Source organism: Streptomyces sp. NBC_01481 (genome assembly GCF_026339995.1).
Taxonomy (GTDB): domain Bacteria; phylum Actinomycetota; class Actinomycetes; order Streptomycetales; family Streptomycetaceae; genus Streptomyces.
Window position 1 is genome coordinate 813,142 of record NZ_JAPEPT010000003.1, and the last position, 16,310, is coordinate 829,451.

Genomic DNA, 16,310 nt, shown 5'->3' on the forward strand with positions numbered 1-16,310 from the left:
CGGCCGGCGCCCGGGAGACCGGGCACCGGCCGACGGAGACCCCAGCACAGCAGAGAGCCACTGCAACGAAGGGGAAGCCATGACAGCGACGACCGACGGAAGCAGCGGGCCCGCGGGGCCCGTGGCAGCCGCGGCCAGTGAACGAACCGACATCACGCACGAAGTCGGCGATGTCACCCGGGCCGCGGCCCGGGCAGCGGAACGATCGATCGAGCATCTGCTGGGCCGGCAGGACGCCGAGGGCTGGTGGAAGGGCGACCTCGAGACCAATGTGACGATGGACGCCGAGGATCTGCTGCTGCGTCAGTTCCTCGGTATCCAGGACGCACGGATCACCGAGGCGGCGGGCCGCTTCATCCGGGGCGAGCAGCGCGACGACGGCGCCTGGGCCACCTTCTACGGCGGGCCGGGCGAGCTCTCCACCACCGTCGAGGCGTACGTCGCGCTGCGGCTGGCCGGCGACCGGCCCGACGATCCGCACATGGCGCGCGCATCCGCCTGGATCAGGGACCGGGGCGGCATCGCCGCGAGCCGGGTCTTCACCCGGATCTGGCTGGCGCTCTTCGGCTGGTGGAAGTGGGACGACCTCCCCGAGCTGCCGCCCGAGTTGATCTTCTTTCCGAAGTGGCTCCCGCTCAACATCTACGACTTCGGCTGCTGGGCCCGGCAGACGATAGTGCCGCTCACGGTCGTCTCGGCGATGCGTCCGGTGCGGCCCGCGCCGTTCGCGCTCGACGAGCTGCACACCGACGCGCGGACGCCTAGCCCCGTCAAGCCCCTTGCTCCCGCCGTGAGTTGGGACGGACTCTTTCAGCGTGCCGACAAGGTGCTGCACGCCTATCACAAGGTCGCACCGCGTCGGCTGCGCCGGGTCGCGATGAACGCGGCCGCGCGCTGGATCATCGAGCGCCAGGAGAACGACGGCTGCTGGGGCGGTATCCAGCCGCCCGCCGTGTACTCCGTCATCGCCCTGCATCTGCTCGGCTACGACCTTCAGCACCCCGTGATGAGGGCGGGCCTGGAGTCGCTGGACCGTTTCGCCGTCTGGCGCGAGGACGGCGCACGCATGATCGAGGCGTGTCAGTCGCCCGTATGGGACACCTGCCTGGCCACCATCGCGCTGGCCGACGCGGGACTGGCACCCGACCACCCGGCACTCGTCAAGGCCGCCGACTGGATGCTGGCCGAGGAGATCGTACGGCCCGGTGACTGGGCCGTACGCAAGCCCCGGCTCGCCCCGGGCGGCTGGGCGTTCGAGTTCCACAACGACAACTACCCGGACATCGACGACACGGCCGAGGTCATCCTCGCGCTGCGGCGGGTCAGGCACCCCGATCCGAAGCGGGTGGAGGCGGCGATCGGCCGGGGCGCGCGCTGGACCATGGGCATGCAGTCCAGGAACGGTGCCTGGGCCGCCTTCGACGCCGACAACACCAGCGCGTTTCCCAACCGGCTGCCGTTCTGCGACTTCGGCGAAGTGATCGACCCGCCGTCGGCGGACGTCACCGCGCATGTCGTCGAGATGCTGGCCCACGAGGGCATGGCCCACCACCCCCGTACCCGGCGCGGAATCGAGTGGCTGCTCACCGAACAGGAGCCCAGCGGCGCCTGGTTCGGCCGCTGGGGCGTCAACTACGTCTACGGAACAGGCTCGGTGGTCCCCGCGCTCACCGCGGCCGGGATGCCCCTCTCGCATCCCGCGATCCGGCGTGCCGTGCGCTGGCTCGAATCCGTCCAGAACGACGACGGAGGCTGGGGCGAGGACCTGCGCTCCTACCGCGAGCACAAGTGGATCGGCCACGGCGAGTCCACCGCCTCCCAGACCGCCTGGGCGCTGCTCGCGCTGCTCGCCGCGGGGGAGCGGGACAGCAAGACCGTCGAGCGGGGCGTGGCCTGGCTCGCCGAGACCCAGCAGGCGGACGGATCCTGGGACGAGCCGTACTTCACCGGCACCGGCTTCCCCTGGGACTTCTCGATCAACTACCACCTCTACCGGCAGGTCTTCCCGCTCACGGCGCTCGGCCGCTATGTGCACGGCGAGCCCTTCACCGACCGTGCGGGCAGCGCCCCGGACAACCGAGAGGGGGGCTGATGGACCGGTCCCCGGAGCCGTCCGGCTCCGCAGCGCCGCTGCTGATCGCCTGTGCGCTCGGCATCGAGAAACTCGCCCTGCGCACCGGCGACCGCAGTGGTGCAATCGGTCCGGTGACCGTGCTCCGCAGCGGCATGGGCCCGCAGAGCGCGGAGCGTGCCGTGCGGGAGGCGCTGGGCGAAGAGCCACTGCGGGACGCGGCGGTCGTCGCCTCGGGCTTCTGCGCCGGGCTCGCCCCGGGGATGCACCCCGGGGATCTGGTGGTCGCCGACGAGACCCGTCACGCCGACGGCTCCACGGTCTGTACGGATACGGAACTGCTGGTCAAGGCGGTGGCCCGGGCGGTTCCCGGACGCAGGGTGCACACCGGCCCGCTGACCGGCTCGGACCATGTGATCCGCGGACACGAACGGGCCGAGCTGCGCGCCGGCGGGGCGATCGCCGTGGACATGGAGTCCGCGGCCACACTCCGCACCGCTCTGAGCGCCGGGCCCCGCCCGGTTGCGGCCGTCCGGGTGGTCGTGGACGCTCCTGAGCATGAGCTGGTCCGTATTGGCACGGTGCGCGGTGGAATATCAGCCTTCCGTGTTCTTCGTGCCGTCCTTCCTGCTTTTTTCGAATGGCACCGTTCTTTGCTGCTCCCCAGGAGGTGAGCTAGATGGCCATGCCGCTCCGTCAGACCATCAGGGTCGGGACGTACCTCTTTGAACAGAAGCTCCGCAAGCGTGAGAAGTTCCCGCTCATCGTCGAGCTGGAACCGCTTTTCGCCTGCAATCTGAAGTGCGAGGGGTGCGGGAAGATCCAGCATCCGGCAGGGGTTCTGAAGCAGCGCATGCCGGTCGCGCAGGCGGTGGGTGCGGTCCTGGAATCCGGGGCGCCGATGGTCTCCATCGCGGGCGGCGAGCCACTGATGCACCCTCAGATCGATGAGATCGTGCGCCAGTTGGTGGCGAGGAAGAAGTACGTCTTCCTCTGTACCAATGCGATGCTGCTGCGGAAGAAGATCGAGAACTTCACCCCTTCCCGGTACTTCGCCTTTGCCGTGCACATCGACGGGCTGCGTGAGCGGCACGACGAATCGGTCGCCAAGGAAGGCGTCTTCGACGAGGCGGTGGAGGCGATCAAGGAGGCCAAGAAGCGCGGTTTCCGGGTCACCACCAATTCGACCTTCTTCAACACCGACACCCCGCAGACCGTCATCGAGGTGCTCAATTACCTCAATGACGACCTGAAGGTGGACGAGATGATGATCTCGCCCGCGTACGCGTATGAGAAGGCGCCCGACCAGGAGCACTTCCTCGGCGTCGAGCAGACCCGCGAGCTGTTCAAGAAGTCCTTCGCCGGCGGCAACCGGCGGCGCTGGCGGCTCAACCACTCGCCGCTCTTCCTCGACTTCCTGGAGGGCAAGGCGGACTTCCCCTGCACGGCGTGGGCGATCCCCAACTACTCGCTCTTCGGCTGGCAGCGCCCCTGCTATCTGATGGCCGACGGTTATGTCCCCACCTACCGGGAGCTCATCGAGGAGACCGACTGGAGCAAGTACGGCCGCGGCAAGGACCCGCGCTGCGCCAACTGCATGGCGCACTGCGGTTACGAGCCCACCGCCGTCCTCGCCACCATGGGCTCCCTCAAGGAGTCTCTGCGGGCGGCACGCGACACCGTCTCGGGAAACCGCGGGTGACGTCATGTCCCAAGGAGAGCCAGTAGCGCTGGGGCTCCCGGAGCTGCCGGCCCGGCCGATCGCGATGCGCCGCACCTCGCGGCGCATCCACGTCGGGCCGGTCGCCGTCGGCGGGGACGCGCCCGTATCGGTGCAGTCGATGACGACCACGCGCACCTCGGACATCGGGGCGACGCTGCAGCAGATCGCCGAGCTGACCGCGTCGGGCTGCCAGATCGTACGGGTCGCCTGTCCCACCCAGGACGACGCGGACGCGCTCGCCACCATCGCCCGCAAATCGCAGATCCCGGTGATCGCGGACATCCACTTCCAGCCGAAGTACGTCTTCGCGGCGATCGACGCCGGGTGTGCGGCGGTCCGCGTGAACCCCGGCAACATCAAGCAGTTCGACGACAAAGTCAAGGAGATCGCCCGAGCGGCGTCGGATGCGGGGATTCCGATCCGGATCGGGGTGAACGCCGGCTCGCTGGACCGGCGGCTGCTCGCCAAATACGGCAAGGCGACGCCGGAGGCGCTGGTCGAGTCGGCGCTGTGGGAGGCGTCCCTCTTCGAGGAGCACGGTTTCCGCGACATCAAGATCTCGGTCAAGCACAACGACCCGGTCGTCATGGTCAACGCCTACCGGCAGCTCGCTGCGGCCTGCGACTATCCGCTGCACCTGGGGGTGACGGAGGCGGGGCCCACGTTCCAGGGGACGATCAAGTCGGCCGTCGCCTTCGGGGCGCTGCTCAGCGAGGGAATCGGGGACACCATCCGGGTCTCGCTCTCCGCACCGCCCGCCGAAGAGGTCAAGGTCGGCATCCAGATCCTGGAGTCGCTCAATCTGCGCCAACGCCGCCTGGAGATCGTCTCCTGCCCGTCCTGCGGACGGGCCCAGGTCGATGTGTACAAGCTCGCCGACCAGGTCACGGCAGGCCTTGAGGGCATGGAGGTGCCGCTGCGCGTCGCCGTCATGGGGTGTGTCGTCAACGGTCCCGGCGAGGCGAGGGAAGCGGACCTCGGCGTGGCGTCGGGCAATGGGAAGGGTCAGATCTTCGTGAAGGGCGAGGTCATCAAGACCGTGCCCGAGTCGAAGATCGTCGAGACCCTCATCGAAGAGGCGATGAAGATCGCCGAATCCATGGAGGACGCGGGGACGGCCTCGGGTCCGCCCGCCGTCACCGTGAGCTGAACCAGCAAGTGAAGGGGGTCCGACCGTGACGATTCTTGAGAACATCCGGGGGCCGCGCGATCTGAAGGCGCTGACCGATGCGGAACTCGAAGAACTCTCCGAGGAGATCAGAGAGTTCCTGGTACAGGCGGTGGCGAGAACGGGCGGCCACCTGGGACCGAACCTCGGCGTCGTGGAGCTGACCGTCGCCCTCCACCGGGTCTTCGACTCGCCCGTCGACCGCATCCTGTGGGACACCGGGCACCAGAGCTACGTACACAAACTGCTCACCGGCCGGCAGGACTTCTCCAAGCTGCGCGGCAAGGGCGGGCTCTCCGGCTATCCCTCGCGCGAGGAGTCCGAGCACGACGTCATCGAGAACTCCCACGCCTCCACCGTGCTCGGCTGGGCCGACGGCCTTGCCAAGGCCCATCAGGTGCTCGGCAGCAGCGGCCATGTCGTCGCGGTCATCGGGGACGGCGCGCTCACCGGCGGCATGGCCTGGGAGGCTCTCAACAACATCGCCGCGGCCAAGGACCGGCCGCTGATCATCGTCGTCAACGACAACGAACGCTCCTACGCGCCGACGATCGGCGGCCTCGCCAACCACCTCGCCACACTGCGTACCACCGACGGCTACGAGCGGGTCCTGGCCTGGGGCAAGGACGTTCTCCAGCACACGCCCGTCGTCGGCAAGCCGCTGTATGAATCGCTGCACGGCGCGAAGAAGGGCTTCAAGGACGCCTTCGCGCCGCAGGGGATGTTCGAGGATCTGGGCCTGAAGTACGTCGGCCCGATCGACGGGCACGACATCGCGGCCGTCGAGTCGGCGCTGCGCCGGGCGAAACGATTCCACGGGCCCGTCCTGGTGCACTGTCTGACCGAGAAGGGCCGCGGCTACCAGCCCGCGGTGGAGGACGAGGCCGACCGCTTCCACACCGTCGGCATCATGGACCCGCTGACCTGTGAGCCGCTCGCACCGTCCAACGGCCCTTCCTGGACGTCGGTGTTCGGGGACGAGATCGCCGAGATCGGGTCGCAGCGGCCGGACGTCGTGGCGATAACGGCCGCGATGCTGCACCCCGTCGGTCTGACGAAGTTCGCCGAGCGCTTCCCCGAGCGGGTATGGGACGTCGGGATCGCCGAGCAGCACGCCGCCGTCTCCGCGGCCGGGCTCGCCACCGGAGGCCTGCACCCGGTCGTCGCCGTGTACGCCACCTTCCTCAACCGGGCGTTCGACCAGCTGCTGATGGACGTGGCCCTGCACAAGTGCGGAGTGACCTTCGTGCTCGACCGCGCGGGCGTCACCGGCGTCGACGGGCCCTCCCACAACGGCATGTGGGACATGTCGATCCTCCAGGTCGTTCCCGGACTGCGGATCGCCGCGCCGCGCGACGCCGACCGGCTGCGCCAGGAGTTGCGCGAGGCCGTCGACGTCAGTGACGCGCCCACCGTGCTGCGCTTCCCGAAGGAGTCCGTGGGCGAACCGGTCGAGGCGATCGGCCGGATCGGCGGGATGGACGTACTGCACCGGGACATCGAGCCCGAGGTGCTTGTCGTGTCCGTAGGAGCCCTGGCCCCCGTCTGTCTGCAGGCCGTGGAACTGCTCCGGGGGCGCGGCATCGCGTGCACCGTCGTGGACCCGCGCTGGGTCAAGCCCGTCGACGAACAGCTCGCGCCGCTCGCCGCCCAGCACCGGCTGGTGGCCGTGGTCGAGGACAACAGCCGCAACGGCGGCGTCGGTTCGGCCGTCGGGCAGGCACTGCGGGACGCGGACGTCGATGTGCCGCTGCGTACCTTCGGCATCCCCGAGCAGTTCCTCGCGCACGCCAAGCGCGGCGAGGTGCTCGCCGACATAGGGCTCACGCCGGTGGAGATCGCGGGACGGATCAGCGCTGCCATGGCAGTCAAGGAGAACGGTCAATGAGCAAGGAGTTCGACCTGGCCCAGCTGCTCGCCGAGCGCGGAGGCGAGCGCTACGAGCTGCACGCCAGACATCTCAACCACCAGCTGCCGCGCATGCTGCACACCATCGGCTTCGACAAGGTCTACGAGCGGGCCGAGGGCGCGTACTTCTGGGACTCAGAGGGCAACGACTACCTCGACATGCTCGCGGGCTTTGGGGTGATGGGGCTCGGCCGGCATCACCCCGTCGTACGCAAGGCGCTGCACGACGTCCTGGACGCCTCGCTCGCCGACCTCACCCGCTTCGACTGCCAGCCGCTGCCGGGACTGCTGGCCGAGAAGCTGCTGGCGCACAGCCCGCACCTGGACCGGGTGTTCTTCGGCAACAGCGGTACGGAAGCGGTGGAGACCGCCCTCAAGTTCGCCCGGTACGCGACCGGGAAGCCGAGGGTCATCTACTGCTCCCACGCCTTCCACGGGCTCACCACCGGGTCCCTGTCGGTCAACGGCGAGGCGGGCTTCCGGGACGGATTCGCGCCGCTGCTGCCCGACACCGCGATCGCGATGGGCGATCTGTCCGCGCTGGAGCGGGAGTTGAAGCGCGGCGATGTGGCGGGCTTCGTGGTGGAGCCCGTCCAGGGCAAGGGGGTGCACGCGACCCCGCCCGGATTCCTGTACGCGGCCCAGGAACTGCTGCACAAGCACAAGGCCCTGCTGATCGCCGACGAGGTGCAGACCGGCCTCGGCAGGACCGGCGACTTCTACGCCTACCAGCACGAGGAAGGGGTCGAGCCGGATCTGGTCTGTGTCGCGAAGGCGCTCTCGGGCGGATACGTACCGGTCGGGGCCACGCTCGGCAAGGACTGGATCTTCAAGAAGGTGTACTCCTCGATGGACCGGGTCCTTGTGCACTCGGCGAGCTTCGGATCCAACGCCCAGGCGATGGCCGCCGGGCTCGCAGTGCTCTCGGTGATCGAGGACGAGCAGATCGTCGCCAACGCCAGGGTGACCGGCGAGCTGCTGCGCTCCCGCCTTGCCGCGCTCGTCGACCGCTATGAGCTGCTGCACGAGGTGCGCGGTCGCGGCCTGATGATCGGCATCGAGTTCGGCCGGCCGGACTCGATCAAGCTACGCAGCCGCTGGACCATGCTGCAGGCAGCCCGCAAGGGCCTGTTCGCGCAGATGGTCGTGGTGCCGCTGCTGCAGAAGCACCGGATCCTGACCCAGGTCTCCGGCGACCATCTGGAAGTGATCAAGCTGATTCCGCCGCTGACCATCGGCGAGCGGGAGGTGGACCGGTTCGTGGAGGCGTTCACGGCCGTGATGGACGATGCCCACGGCGGTGGCGGACTGATGTGGGACTTCGGCAAGACCCTGGTCAAGCAGGCCGTCGCGAATCGCTAGTCCTTTTGCCTCTGGGGCAAGGAATTTGCCTCAGAGGCAGCCTCCTGGCGCAATGGACGTATGACCAATCCTGCCGCAGTGGCGGCTGACGGGCTGCCCGATGTCGCACCGAGGCTGCGCGATCTGCGCCGCCGCCGCGATCTCACCCTGGAGGCCGCCGCCGAGCGCGCGGGGCTTTCCCCCGCCCATCTGTCCCGGCTCGAGACGGGCCGCCGCCAGCCCTCGCTGCCGATGCTGCTGGGCCTCGCCCGCATCTACGGTACGACGGTCGCCGAGCTCCTCGGTGAGTCGGCGCCCGAGCGCGAGCCGATCATCCGCGCCGGGCGCAAGGAGCCCTCGTCGGCCTTCGGCTGGACCTACCACCGGGCCGGGGGCCCCGGCCGGGCCATGCAGGCCCTGCGGCTGGTCGTGCCGTACGGATCCCAGGGCGATCTGGTGCGGGTGCACCCGGGCGAGGAGTGGCTGTACGTCCTCCACGGGCGGCTCAGGCTGGCGCTCGGGGACGCCGTGCACGAGCTGAGCCCCGGGGACAGCGCGCACTTCGACTCCCAGACCCCGCACCGCATCGCCGCGGCCACACGCGAAGGGGCGGAGCTCCTGTTCGTACACACGCTGCTGCAGAGCCCCGACATCCATCCGCATGCCTGAGACACGCGAAAGGCCCGCCATGTCCCAGCACAACGAAGAGGGGAAGTTCCCCCGAGGGCTCGTGATCCGGCTCTTCGCCTATCTGGTGGCGGGCCATCTGTTCGCCGCGTTCCTGTATCTGCTGTTCACGCTCGGCGACAAGGGCTAGGAGGTGTCCGCCAGTGGCTCACGCCTCGTCGAGGAGGCGATCGCGCAGCCGTTCCCGGGTCTCGGCGCTCACGTTCAAGCCTTCGCTGAGGTAGCGCTCGGTGTCGCCCCAGGTCTGCTGGATCGTTTCGAAGGCCGCGTTCAGATACTCGGCGCGCGCGTCGAAGAGGGGGGCGAGCAGTTGCATCACTTCGGGGGACATCGCGGCCGGAGAGTTGTCGCCGCGGCGGACCAGGTAACGGCGGTGCGGGTCATTGGACTTGAGGTAGTCCGCCTGAATGGCGTCCCGCTCGACACCGACCGCGAGCAGCGAGACCGCTATGGACAGACCGGCCCGGTCCTTGCCCGCCGCGCAGTGCATCAGCGCCGGGACGCTGTCCTCCGCCAGTGCGTGCAGGACCCTGCTGTGCTCGGCGGTGCGCTCCTTGATGATCCTCCGGTACGACGCCGACATCCGGCCGGCCGCCTTCCCGTCCGCGAGGATCGAGCGCAGCTGGTCGAGATCGCCGTCCCGGACCATCTTCCAGAACTCCGCGCCGTCGGCCGGGTCGGTGAGTGGCAGATTCACATTGCGCACGCCGGCCAGCTCGACGTCCGGGCCCTCAAGACGCATGTCGGCCGCATTGCGGAAGTCGAAGATCGTGTGCAGACCGAGCGTGGCCAGGAACGAGGCGTCCGACTCGGTGGCATGGGCCAGATGACCGCTGCGGAAGAGCCGGCCGTGCAGCACCCGCCTGCCGTCCACGGTCGGCAGGCCGCCCACATCACGGAAATTGCGCACTCCGGTCAGCTCGGGCTCTGTCGAGGGGGCCTGCGGCAGTTGCTGCGTCACGTGGGCTCCTGAGGTGACTGCCGTCGGCGCTCCTCGCCGACGATGGCGCTTTCCCGACGATACGACATCGCTTTAGCGGGCAATCATTTCGATCTGTCGCCTCAAGGGCGTTGCACGGGCGGCGACTCCCATCGGATGATGTTCGAGCCTGTGCGGACCTGTGAGTATCTGAGGGGCCGGGATGATCGAGAGCGTTGGCGACGGACGTACGTGGGTCCTCTCCGGACCGACGAGCAGTTACGCACTCCACCTCACGGACGACGACGAGCTGCTGCATCTGCACTGGGGGCCACGGATCACGGGCTCCGACGCCGAGGCACTCGCGGCACAGGGCCTGCCGCCGTACTGGCCGTTCGAGTCCCGGCTCGACGGGCACGAGGAGTATCCGGTCGAGGGCGGCCCCCGTTTCGTACGCCCGGCGCTGTCCGTCCGTACGGCCGAGGTGCGCGGCACCGAGTGGACCTTCGCCCGGGCCGCGGTGGACGACGACGAGCTGCGCCTGCGCTTCACGGACGTCGTGCACGGACTCGGTCTCACCCTGCACCACCGGATGCGTGACGACGCCGATGTGATCGAGCGCTGGGTCACCGTTGCCCATGAGGGCGAGGGACCCGATCTGGAGCTGCTGAGGGCCGATGCGGCCGCCTGGACGCTGCCGCAGCGCGACTGCTGGCGGCTCAGCCAGCTGCACGGCCGGTGGGCCGCCGAATCCCTGCTCGTACGGTCGGAACTGACATACGGGGAGAAGGTGATCGGCAGCCGCCGCGGCCACACCGGGCATCAGCATCTGCCGTGGGTGGCGCTGGACGCCGAGGGGACCACCGAGGAGCGCGGCGAGGTGTACGGAGTGGCGCTCGGCTGGTCCGGATCGTGGCGGATCTGCGTACAGCAACTGCCCGACGGCCTGGTGCAGATCACCGGCGGGGCGGGCTACGACAACGCAGGGCTCGTGCGGCTCGCGCCCGGGCAGTCCTACACCTCGCCCGTCTTCGCCGGGCTGTGGAGCGACGGCGGCTTCGGCGGAGCCAGCCGGGCCTGGCACGCCTGGCAGCTGGCGCACGTCATTCCGGACGCCGCGACCGAACGGCCGGTCCTCTACAACTCCTGGGAGGCCACCGGCTTCGACATCTCCGAGGAGCAGCAGCGGGCGCTCGCGCATCGGGCTGCGGCCATGGGTGTCGAGCTGTTCGTCGTCGACGACGCCTGGTTCGGGCGGCGCACCAGCGACCGTGCCGGCCTTGGCGACTGGACCCCCAACGCCGAGCGCTTCCCGAAGGGCCTGGGGCCGCTCGCGGGCGAAGTGCACGCGCTGGGCATGGAGTTCGGGATCTGGGTCGAGCCGGAAATGGTCAACGCCGACAGTGATCTCTACCGGGCGCACCCCGACTGGGTGCAGCACCATCCGGGCCGCGCCAGGACCGAATTCCGCCATCAGCTGGTACTGAATCTCGCCCGCCGGGACGTGCAGGACTACCTGTGGGAGCAATTGGACACCCTGCTGACCAATGCCCCCATCGACTATGTGAAATGGGATTTCAACCGCTGTTTCACGGACGTGGGCTGGCCCGGTGAGGAGTACCCGCAGAAGCTGTGGGTCGAGCATGTCCACGCGTTGTACGCACTGCTGGACCGGCTGCGGGCGGCGCATCCCTCCGTCGCCTTCGAGTCCTGCTCGGGCGGCGGCGGCCGGATCGATCTCGGCATCCTCGCGCGTACCGACCAGGTGTGGACCTCGGACAACACCGACCCGCTGGACCGGCTCGCCATCCAGTGGGGTTTCACCCAGCTGCACCCGGCTCGGGTCATGGCCGCCTGGGTCACCGACAGCCCCAATGTCCAGCTCAACGGCCGGGTCAGTACGCTGCGCTTCCGCTTCGTCAGCGCGATGGCCGGGGTGCTCGGAATCGGCGGCGACCTCACCGAGTGGACCGACGAGGAGCTCGCCGAGGCGCGCGGCTGGGTGGAGCTCTACAAGAAGATCAGGCCGCTGGTGCAGCACGGCGAGCTGTACCGGCTGCGCGCGCCCGAGGGCGGGCTCGGCGCCGTTCAGTACGTACGCGGCGAGGAGACCGTCGTCCTCGCCTGGCTGCAGGCGCAGCACTACGGCGAACAGCCGCCGCGGCTCAGACTGCGCGGTCTCGATCCTGCGGCGGTCTACGAGTGCCCGGACACGGGCGCCCTGCACCGTGGGTCGGTACTGCTGCACCACGGGCTGTACACGGGACTCAGGGGTGATCTGGACGCCACGGTGATCCGGCTGCGGCGGCTCGGGCAGAGGCAACCGTGACTGACAGGTCCGGAGAATACGCACGAAAAGGGACAATCGGCCGCCGTGGAATTTCTCGGTAATGGCAGATCCGAGGGAAAAGTGAGCCCGATCGGTCGATAGTCATCAAATGGTGCTTCTGTCCGAATTGGACGGTTCGATATAACCTGCCCCGTCTGCAATGGAGATGGGGCATGCGTCGTGAGCAGGATCATATTTGTGACGGTGTGTGGTGGCGTGACGGATACGAAATCCGTTGCCTGGCGGGACAGGGAAGATCATTGATTGACGGAGCGTAACGGGAATTCTCCGGCGATATCACGCCGACTCGTGATCCGTAATTGCGGTGGCTTGTTCCGATCGGCTCGGCTCGCTTACGTTCACGGCAATCCGGACGGACCGCCAAATCCTGCCGCCGCCCGGAATTCGAACCCACCCACGTGTGGCAGGAGCGGGGGACCCAGGTAGTACGCCGATTCCGCACTTCCGGAACGGCTCGGGGTTAAGCAGCGCAACCGCGCGGCCGGGCATCTCCAGCCCGAACCCGACAGCTCACCTCGCCGGCGCCGGAGAGGAAAGCGCCATGCCCGCAAAGGGTAAGCACCGCCGTCCCAAGACCAGCCCGATCACCCGCGGTTTCGTCGCAGCGGGCACAAGTGGCGCCGCCATCGCGATCCCGCTCATGGGTGCCACCGGGGCCCACGCCGCGGGCAAGACCGCCCCCGTCGCGACCTCGTCGCACACGGCGGTGACCGCCGCCGCGGCACCGGCCGCGTACAAGGCCCCGCACAAGCCGGCCGCCGCACCCACGACGTACTCCGTCGTCGCCGGCGACTATCTCTCCAAGATCGCGGACGAGCACAATGTCCGCGGTGGCTGGAAGAAGCTGTACGAGGACAACCGCGAGCGGGTCGGTGACAACCCCTCGCTGATCCACCCGGGCCTCAAGCTCACCCTCGGCGCCAAGTCGCAGGCGAAGGCTCCCGAGAAGTCGCAGCACCGCGAGAAGAGCCAGGACCGGACCGCCACCAAGACCGCGTCCAAGGCTGCCACCAAGGCCGCCACCAAGACCGTGTCCAAGGCCGTCTCCAAGGCCTCCACGGACTCCGGCGCGGCGAAGAGCGCCCCGCAGACCAGCAGCTCCGGGTTCACGACCCCCCTCGACGGCGCGACCGTCATCACGCCGTACCACCTCTCGGGCTCCATGTGGTCCAGCGGCTACCACACCGGTGTGGACTTCGCGGCCTCCACCGGCACCACGGTCAAGGCCGTCGGCCCGGGCACCGTCGTCTCCGCCGGGTGGGGCGGCGCGTACGGCAACGAGGTCGTCATCCAGCACAGCGACGGCAGCTACTCGCAGTACGCCCACCTCTCCTCCCTGGCCGTCTCCGCCGGCCAGAGCGTGAGCGGCGGCCAGCAGATCGGCCTCTCCGGCTCCACCGGCAACTCCACAGGACCGCACCTGCACTTCGAGATCCGCACCGGCCCGAGCTACGGCTCGGACATCGACCCGCTGGCCTACCTGCGCCAGCACGGCGTCACCGTCTGACGCCCGTCCGACGCCCGTCCGGCGCGGCGATCACGCTCTCGTCCCCTCGTGCCGCAGCCCGCGGCGCGGGGGGATGCGGCGTATTCCGCCGTGGACAAATCTTGAGCGGTGGCAAAGATCACCCCTCGTCAACCCCTCCTTACGGTCGCGTAGGTCACATACGTAAGGGGAGGATCAGTACTTGTGGCAGACGATTCGAGAACAGAGATCAGCGGCGGATTCGGGTCGTACGCGGCGATCGGTGACAGCTTCACCGAAGGCGTCGGCGACCCGGGCCCCGACGGGATGTACGTCGGCTGGGCGGACCGGTTCGCGGTCCTGCTCGACGACCGGATGCCGGAGCACACCTTCAGGTACGCCAACCTCGCCGTGCGTGGGCGCCTCCTCGACCAGATCGTCGAGGAACAGGTGCCAAGGGCCATGGAACTGGCCCCGGATCTGGTGACGTTCTGCGCGGGCGGCAATGACATCATCCGGCCCGGCACCGACCCGGACGACGTGGCCGAGCGCTTCGAGCGCGCGGTCGCCGACCTCACCGGCGCCGTCGGGACGGTCATGGTGACCACCGGCTTCGACACCCGCGGGGTGCCGGTGCTGCGCCATCTCCGCGGCAAGATCGCCATGTACACCGCACATGTACGGGCCATCGCCGACCGCTACGACTGTCCCGTACTCGATCTGTGGTCGCTCAGGTCCGTCCAGGACCGGCGCGCCTGGGACGCCGACCGGCTCCATCTGTCGCCCGAGGGGCACACCCGGGTCGCGCTGCGCGCCGCCCAGGTCCTCGGCATCGAGGTGCCCGCCGAGCCCGACCAGCCGTGGCCGCCGCTGCCGCCCCGTGGCACGCTCGATGTGCGCCGCGACGACATCCAGTGGGCGCGGGAGCATCTCGTGCCGTGGATCGGCCGCCGGCTGCGCGGCGAGAGCTCCGGCGACCACGTGGAGGCCAAGCGGCCGAATCTGCTGCCCCTGTGACAGCGGCGGGGTGAACACGGGGTCGGTCCGGTGGCCCCGCGGCCGGCTGTCAGGTCTGTGCCGCCAGGAGTTCCGCCGCGCCGATCAGCGCCGTACTGCCCTCGCCCGTACAGGCGTGCGCGCCCGCCAGCGCGCCGAGCCGGGCGCTCTGCTCCAGATCACGGCCGGCCAGCCGCCCGTAGAGAAAGCCGCAGACATACGCGTCGCCCGCGCCGTTGGAGTCCACCACCCGGGCGCGAGGCGCCACCGCGGGGACCGGCCGCGGGGTGCTGCTGCCGTCGCGGGTCAGGAGATACGAGCCTCCCGCACCGGCCGTCGCGATCACGGCCTCGGCCCGTCCGTCGCGCAGGATCTCCCGCATCACCGACGCGATCCGCTCGCCCGCGCCCGCCGCACTGAGGAAGACCAGGTCCGAGCGGAGCGCGAACTCCCGGTGGTGGTCGGCCAGTCCGTCCCAGTCGTGCAGATCGGTGGAGACCGGGACGCCCAGCTTCTCGATGTCGTCGTACAGGAACCGCGCGAAGTTCACGATCGAGAGATGGACATGGCGGGCCCGGCTCAGATGGGGGAGGTAGACCTCGCGCGGCATGCGCAACTCCTCAGGATCGCGGGCGTCGTAGAACGACATCCGGCGGCCCGAGGGATCGACGAGATTGACCGCGCGCCGGGTACCGGCGGGGGAGATGAGTGGCTCGAAGTCCACCCCGCCTGCGGCGATCCGGTCCTGGACCTGGCGTCCGGGCCAGTCGTCGCCGATGTAGTCGAGGAGCGTGACCTTCAGTCCCAGTGCCCGGCAGCCGAGTGCCACATTGCCGCCGGTGTGGCCGGGCCATTCGCGGATCGGGCCGACGCCGACGGAGTCGGCGAGCGGAACCGGCAGGGAGTCGACGCGGACGACCGTGTCGACGCCGCTGCCGCCGACGACCAGCACATCCTGTGTGTTGTAGGGGAGTTGATCGGTCTGCTGATGCTGCGAGGGGTGAGACACAGTCGCCCAGTATGACTGCCCAGCCGGTTCGGCGTACCGGCGGGCGGGGTCAGCGTGCTACGGCTGTCAGCGCCTCGCGTTCCACCCCGAGCTCACGGGCCAGCGCCTCGTCGGTCCACTCCAGCATCGCGGCACGCGAGAGCGATCCCGCGTACGAGGTCATCTGCACGGCGAGCCCGTCCAGAAAAGCCGTCAGCCGCCAGGCCGTTGCCGCGGGGTCCTCGCACGGGAACTCGCCGGCCGCCGCGCCCTCCGCGATGACCTCGGTCAGCGCGGCCTTCCACTGCTGGTCGAGATCGCGGGCCACCTCGCGCAGCGCGGGTTCACGCAGTGCGGCTGCCCAGCCCTCGATCCACAGGCGCCAGCCCTTGGCCGTCCCCGTCGGCGCGTACCAGCGGACCGCGGCGCGCAGCCGGCGCAGCGCTGTGGTGCGGCGTCCCAGCAGTTTGCGCAGATGGGCGAGATCGCCGTCGGCGGCATACGCGAAGGCCGCGGCGACGAGCTTCTCCTTGGTCGAGAAGTGGTAGAGGACCAGGGCGTTGCTCACCCCCAGCGCGGAGGCGACATCGGCGATCCGTACGGCCGCCACGCCGTGTTCCTCGATCTGCTCGACGGCGGCGCCGAGCAGTTCCTCACGCCTCTCCGCCACGTTCAACCGGACTCTGGCCACGTG

General features: G+C 69.3%; 14 protein-coding genes and 1 riboswitch. Of the genes, 11 read left to right on the plus strand and 3 right to left on the minus strand.

Features of this window, described 5'->3' with window-relative positions; genetic code table 11:
* Window positions 1-79 precede the first annotated feature (79 nt).
* Genes shc through OOK40_RS20245 form a run of 8 tightly spaced genes read left to right on the plus strand, consistent with a single transcriptional unit; the run spans window position 80 to window position 9,028 of the window.
* The gene (shc, locus tag OOK40_RS20210) at window positions 80-2,092 is read left to right on the plus strand and encodes a squalene--hopene cyclase (RefSeq protein ID WP_266483570.1); all 2,013 of its coding nucleotides are present in this window, start codon (window positions 80-82) and stop codon (window positions 2,090-2,092) included.
* On the plus strand, window positions 2,092-2,745 hold the full coding sequence (locus OOK40_RS20215; protein ID WP_266483572.1) for a 1-hydroxy-2-methyl-2-butenyl 4-diphosphate reductase: 654 nt from the start codon (window positions 2,092-2,094) through the stop codon (window positions 2,743-2,745). Before shc ends, OOK40_RS20215 begins: the two co-directional genes overlap by 1 nt.
* 5 nt (window positions 2,746-2,750) lie before the next feature.
* Entirely contained in the window at window positions 2,751-3,773 is a 1,023-nt protein-coding gene (gene hpnH, locus OOK40_RS20220; RefSeq protein ID WP_266483575.1) for an adenosyl-hopene transferase HpnH, read from the plus strand.
* Between the two features lie 4 nt (window positions 3,774-3,777).
* Window positions 3,778-4,944 (plus strand): flavodoxin-dependent (E)-4-hydroxy-3-methylbut-2-enyl-diphosphate synthase, encoded by a 1,167-nt coding sequence (gene ispG, locus OOK40_RS20225; RefSeq protein ID WP_266483577.1) that lies wholly within the window; start codon window positions 3,778-3,780, stop codon window positions 4,942-4,944.
* Between the two features lie 25 nt (window positions 4,945-4,969).
* Entirely contained in the window at window positions 4,970-6,850 is a 1,881-nt protein-coding gene (gene dxs / locus OOK40_RS20230; protein WP_266483580.1) for a 1-deoxy-D-xylulose-5-phosphate synthase, read from the plus strand.
* Entirely contained in the window at window positions 6,847-8,232 is a 1,386-nt protein-coding gene (locus OOK40_RS20235) for an aspartate aminotransferase family protein (RefSeq protein ID WP_266483584.1), read from the plus strand. The genes dxs and OOK40_RS20235 overlap by 4 nt, the downstream gene beginning before the upstream one ends.
* Before the next feature lie 60 nt (window positions 8,233-8,292).
* Window positions 8,293-8,880, plus strand: a complete 588-nt coding sequence (locus tag OOK40_RS20240; RefSeq protein WP_266483587.1) for a helix-turn-helix domain-containing protein — start codon at window positions 8,293-8,295, stop codon at window positions 8,878-8,880.
* Window positions 8,873-9,028, plus strand: coding sequence for a DUF6126 family protein (locus tag OOK40_RS20245; protein WP_266483590.1), 156 nt, complete (start codon window positions 8,873-8,875; stop codon window positions 9,026-9,028). Before OOK40_RS20240 ends, OOK40_RS20245 begins: the two co-directional genes overlap by 8 nt.
* 18 nt (window positions 9,029-9,046) lie before the next feature.
* Here OOK40_RS20245 and OOK40_RS20250 read toward each other — a convergent pair whose 3' ends face one another.
* Complete coding sequence (locus OOK40_RS20250) at window positions 9,047-9,859, minus strand: tyrosine-protein phosphatase (protein WP_266483593.1); 813 nt, start codon at window positions 9,857-9,859, stop codon at window positions 9,047-9,049.
* A 181-nt stretch (window positions 9,860-10,040) separates the two neighbouring features.
* Here OOK40_RS20250 and OOK40_RS20255 point away from each other — a divergent pair, with 181 nt between their 5' ends.
* From OOK40_RS20255 to OOK40_RS20265, 3 genes are all read left to right on the plus strand, one after another.
* The gene (locus tag OOK40_RS20255) at window positions 10,041-12,146 is read left to right on the plus strand and encodes an alpha-galactosidase (protein WP_266483596.1); all 2,106 of its coding nucleotides are present in this window, start codon (window positions 10,041-10,043) and stop codon (window positions 12,144-12,146) included.
* Window positions 12,147-12,548: 402 nt separating this feature from the next.
* Window positions 12,549-12,704: riboswitch (cyclic di-AMP (ydaO/yuaA leader) on the plus strand.
* Between the two features lie 4 nt (window positions 12,705-12,708).
* Complete coding sequence (locus OOK40_RS20260; protein ID WP_266483599.1) at window positions 12,709-13,674, plus strand: LysM peptidoglycan-binding domain-containing M23 family metallopeptidase; 966 nt, start codon at window positions 12,709-12,711, stop codon at window positions 13,672-13,674.
* A 183-nt stretch (window positions 13,675-13,857) separates the two neighbouring features.
* Window positions 13,858-14,649, plus strand: coding sequence for an SGNH/GDSL hydrolase family protein (locus OOK40_RS20265; RefSeq protein ID WP_266483602.1), 792 nt, complete (start codon window positions 13,858-13,860; stop codon window positions 14,647-14,649).
* A 49-nt stretch (window positions 14,650-14,698) separates the two neighbouring features.
* On the opposite strand, the gene OOK40_RS20270 is transcribed toward OOK40_RS20265, so the two are convergent.
* Both OOK40_RS20270 and OOK40_RS20275 read right to left on the minus strand, forming a co-directional pair.
* Window positions 14,699-15,577, minus strand: a complete 879-nt coding sequence (locus OOK40_RS20270; RefSeq protein WP_266484480.1) for a carbohydrate kinase family protein — start codon at window positions 15,575-15,577, stop codon at window positions 14,699-14,701.
* 109 nt (window positions 15,578-15,686) lie between these two features.
* A complete protein-coding gene (locus tag OOK40_RS20275) occupies window positions 15,687-16,307 on the minus strand; it encodes a TetR/AcrR family transcriptional regulator (RefSeq protein ID WP_266483605.1) in 621 nt (206 codons plus the stop codon).
* Window positions 16,308-16,310 lie beyond the last annotated feature (3 nt).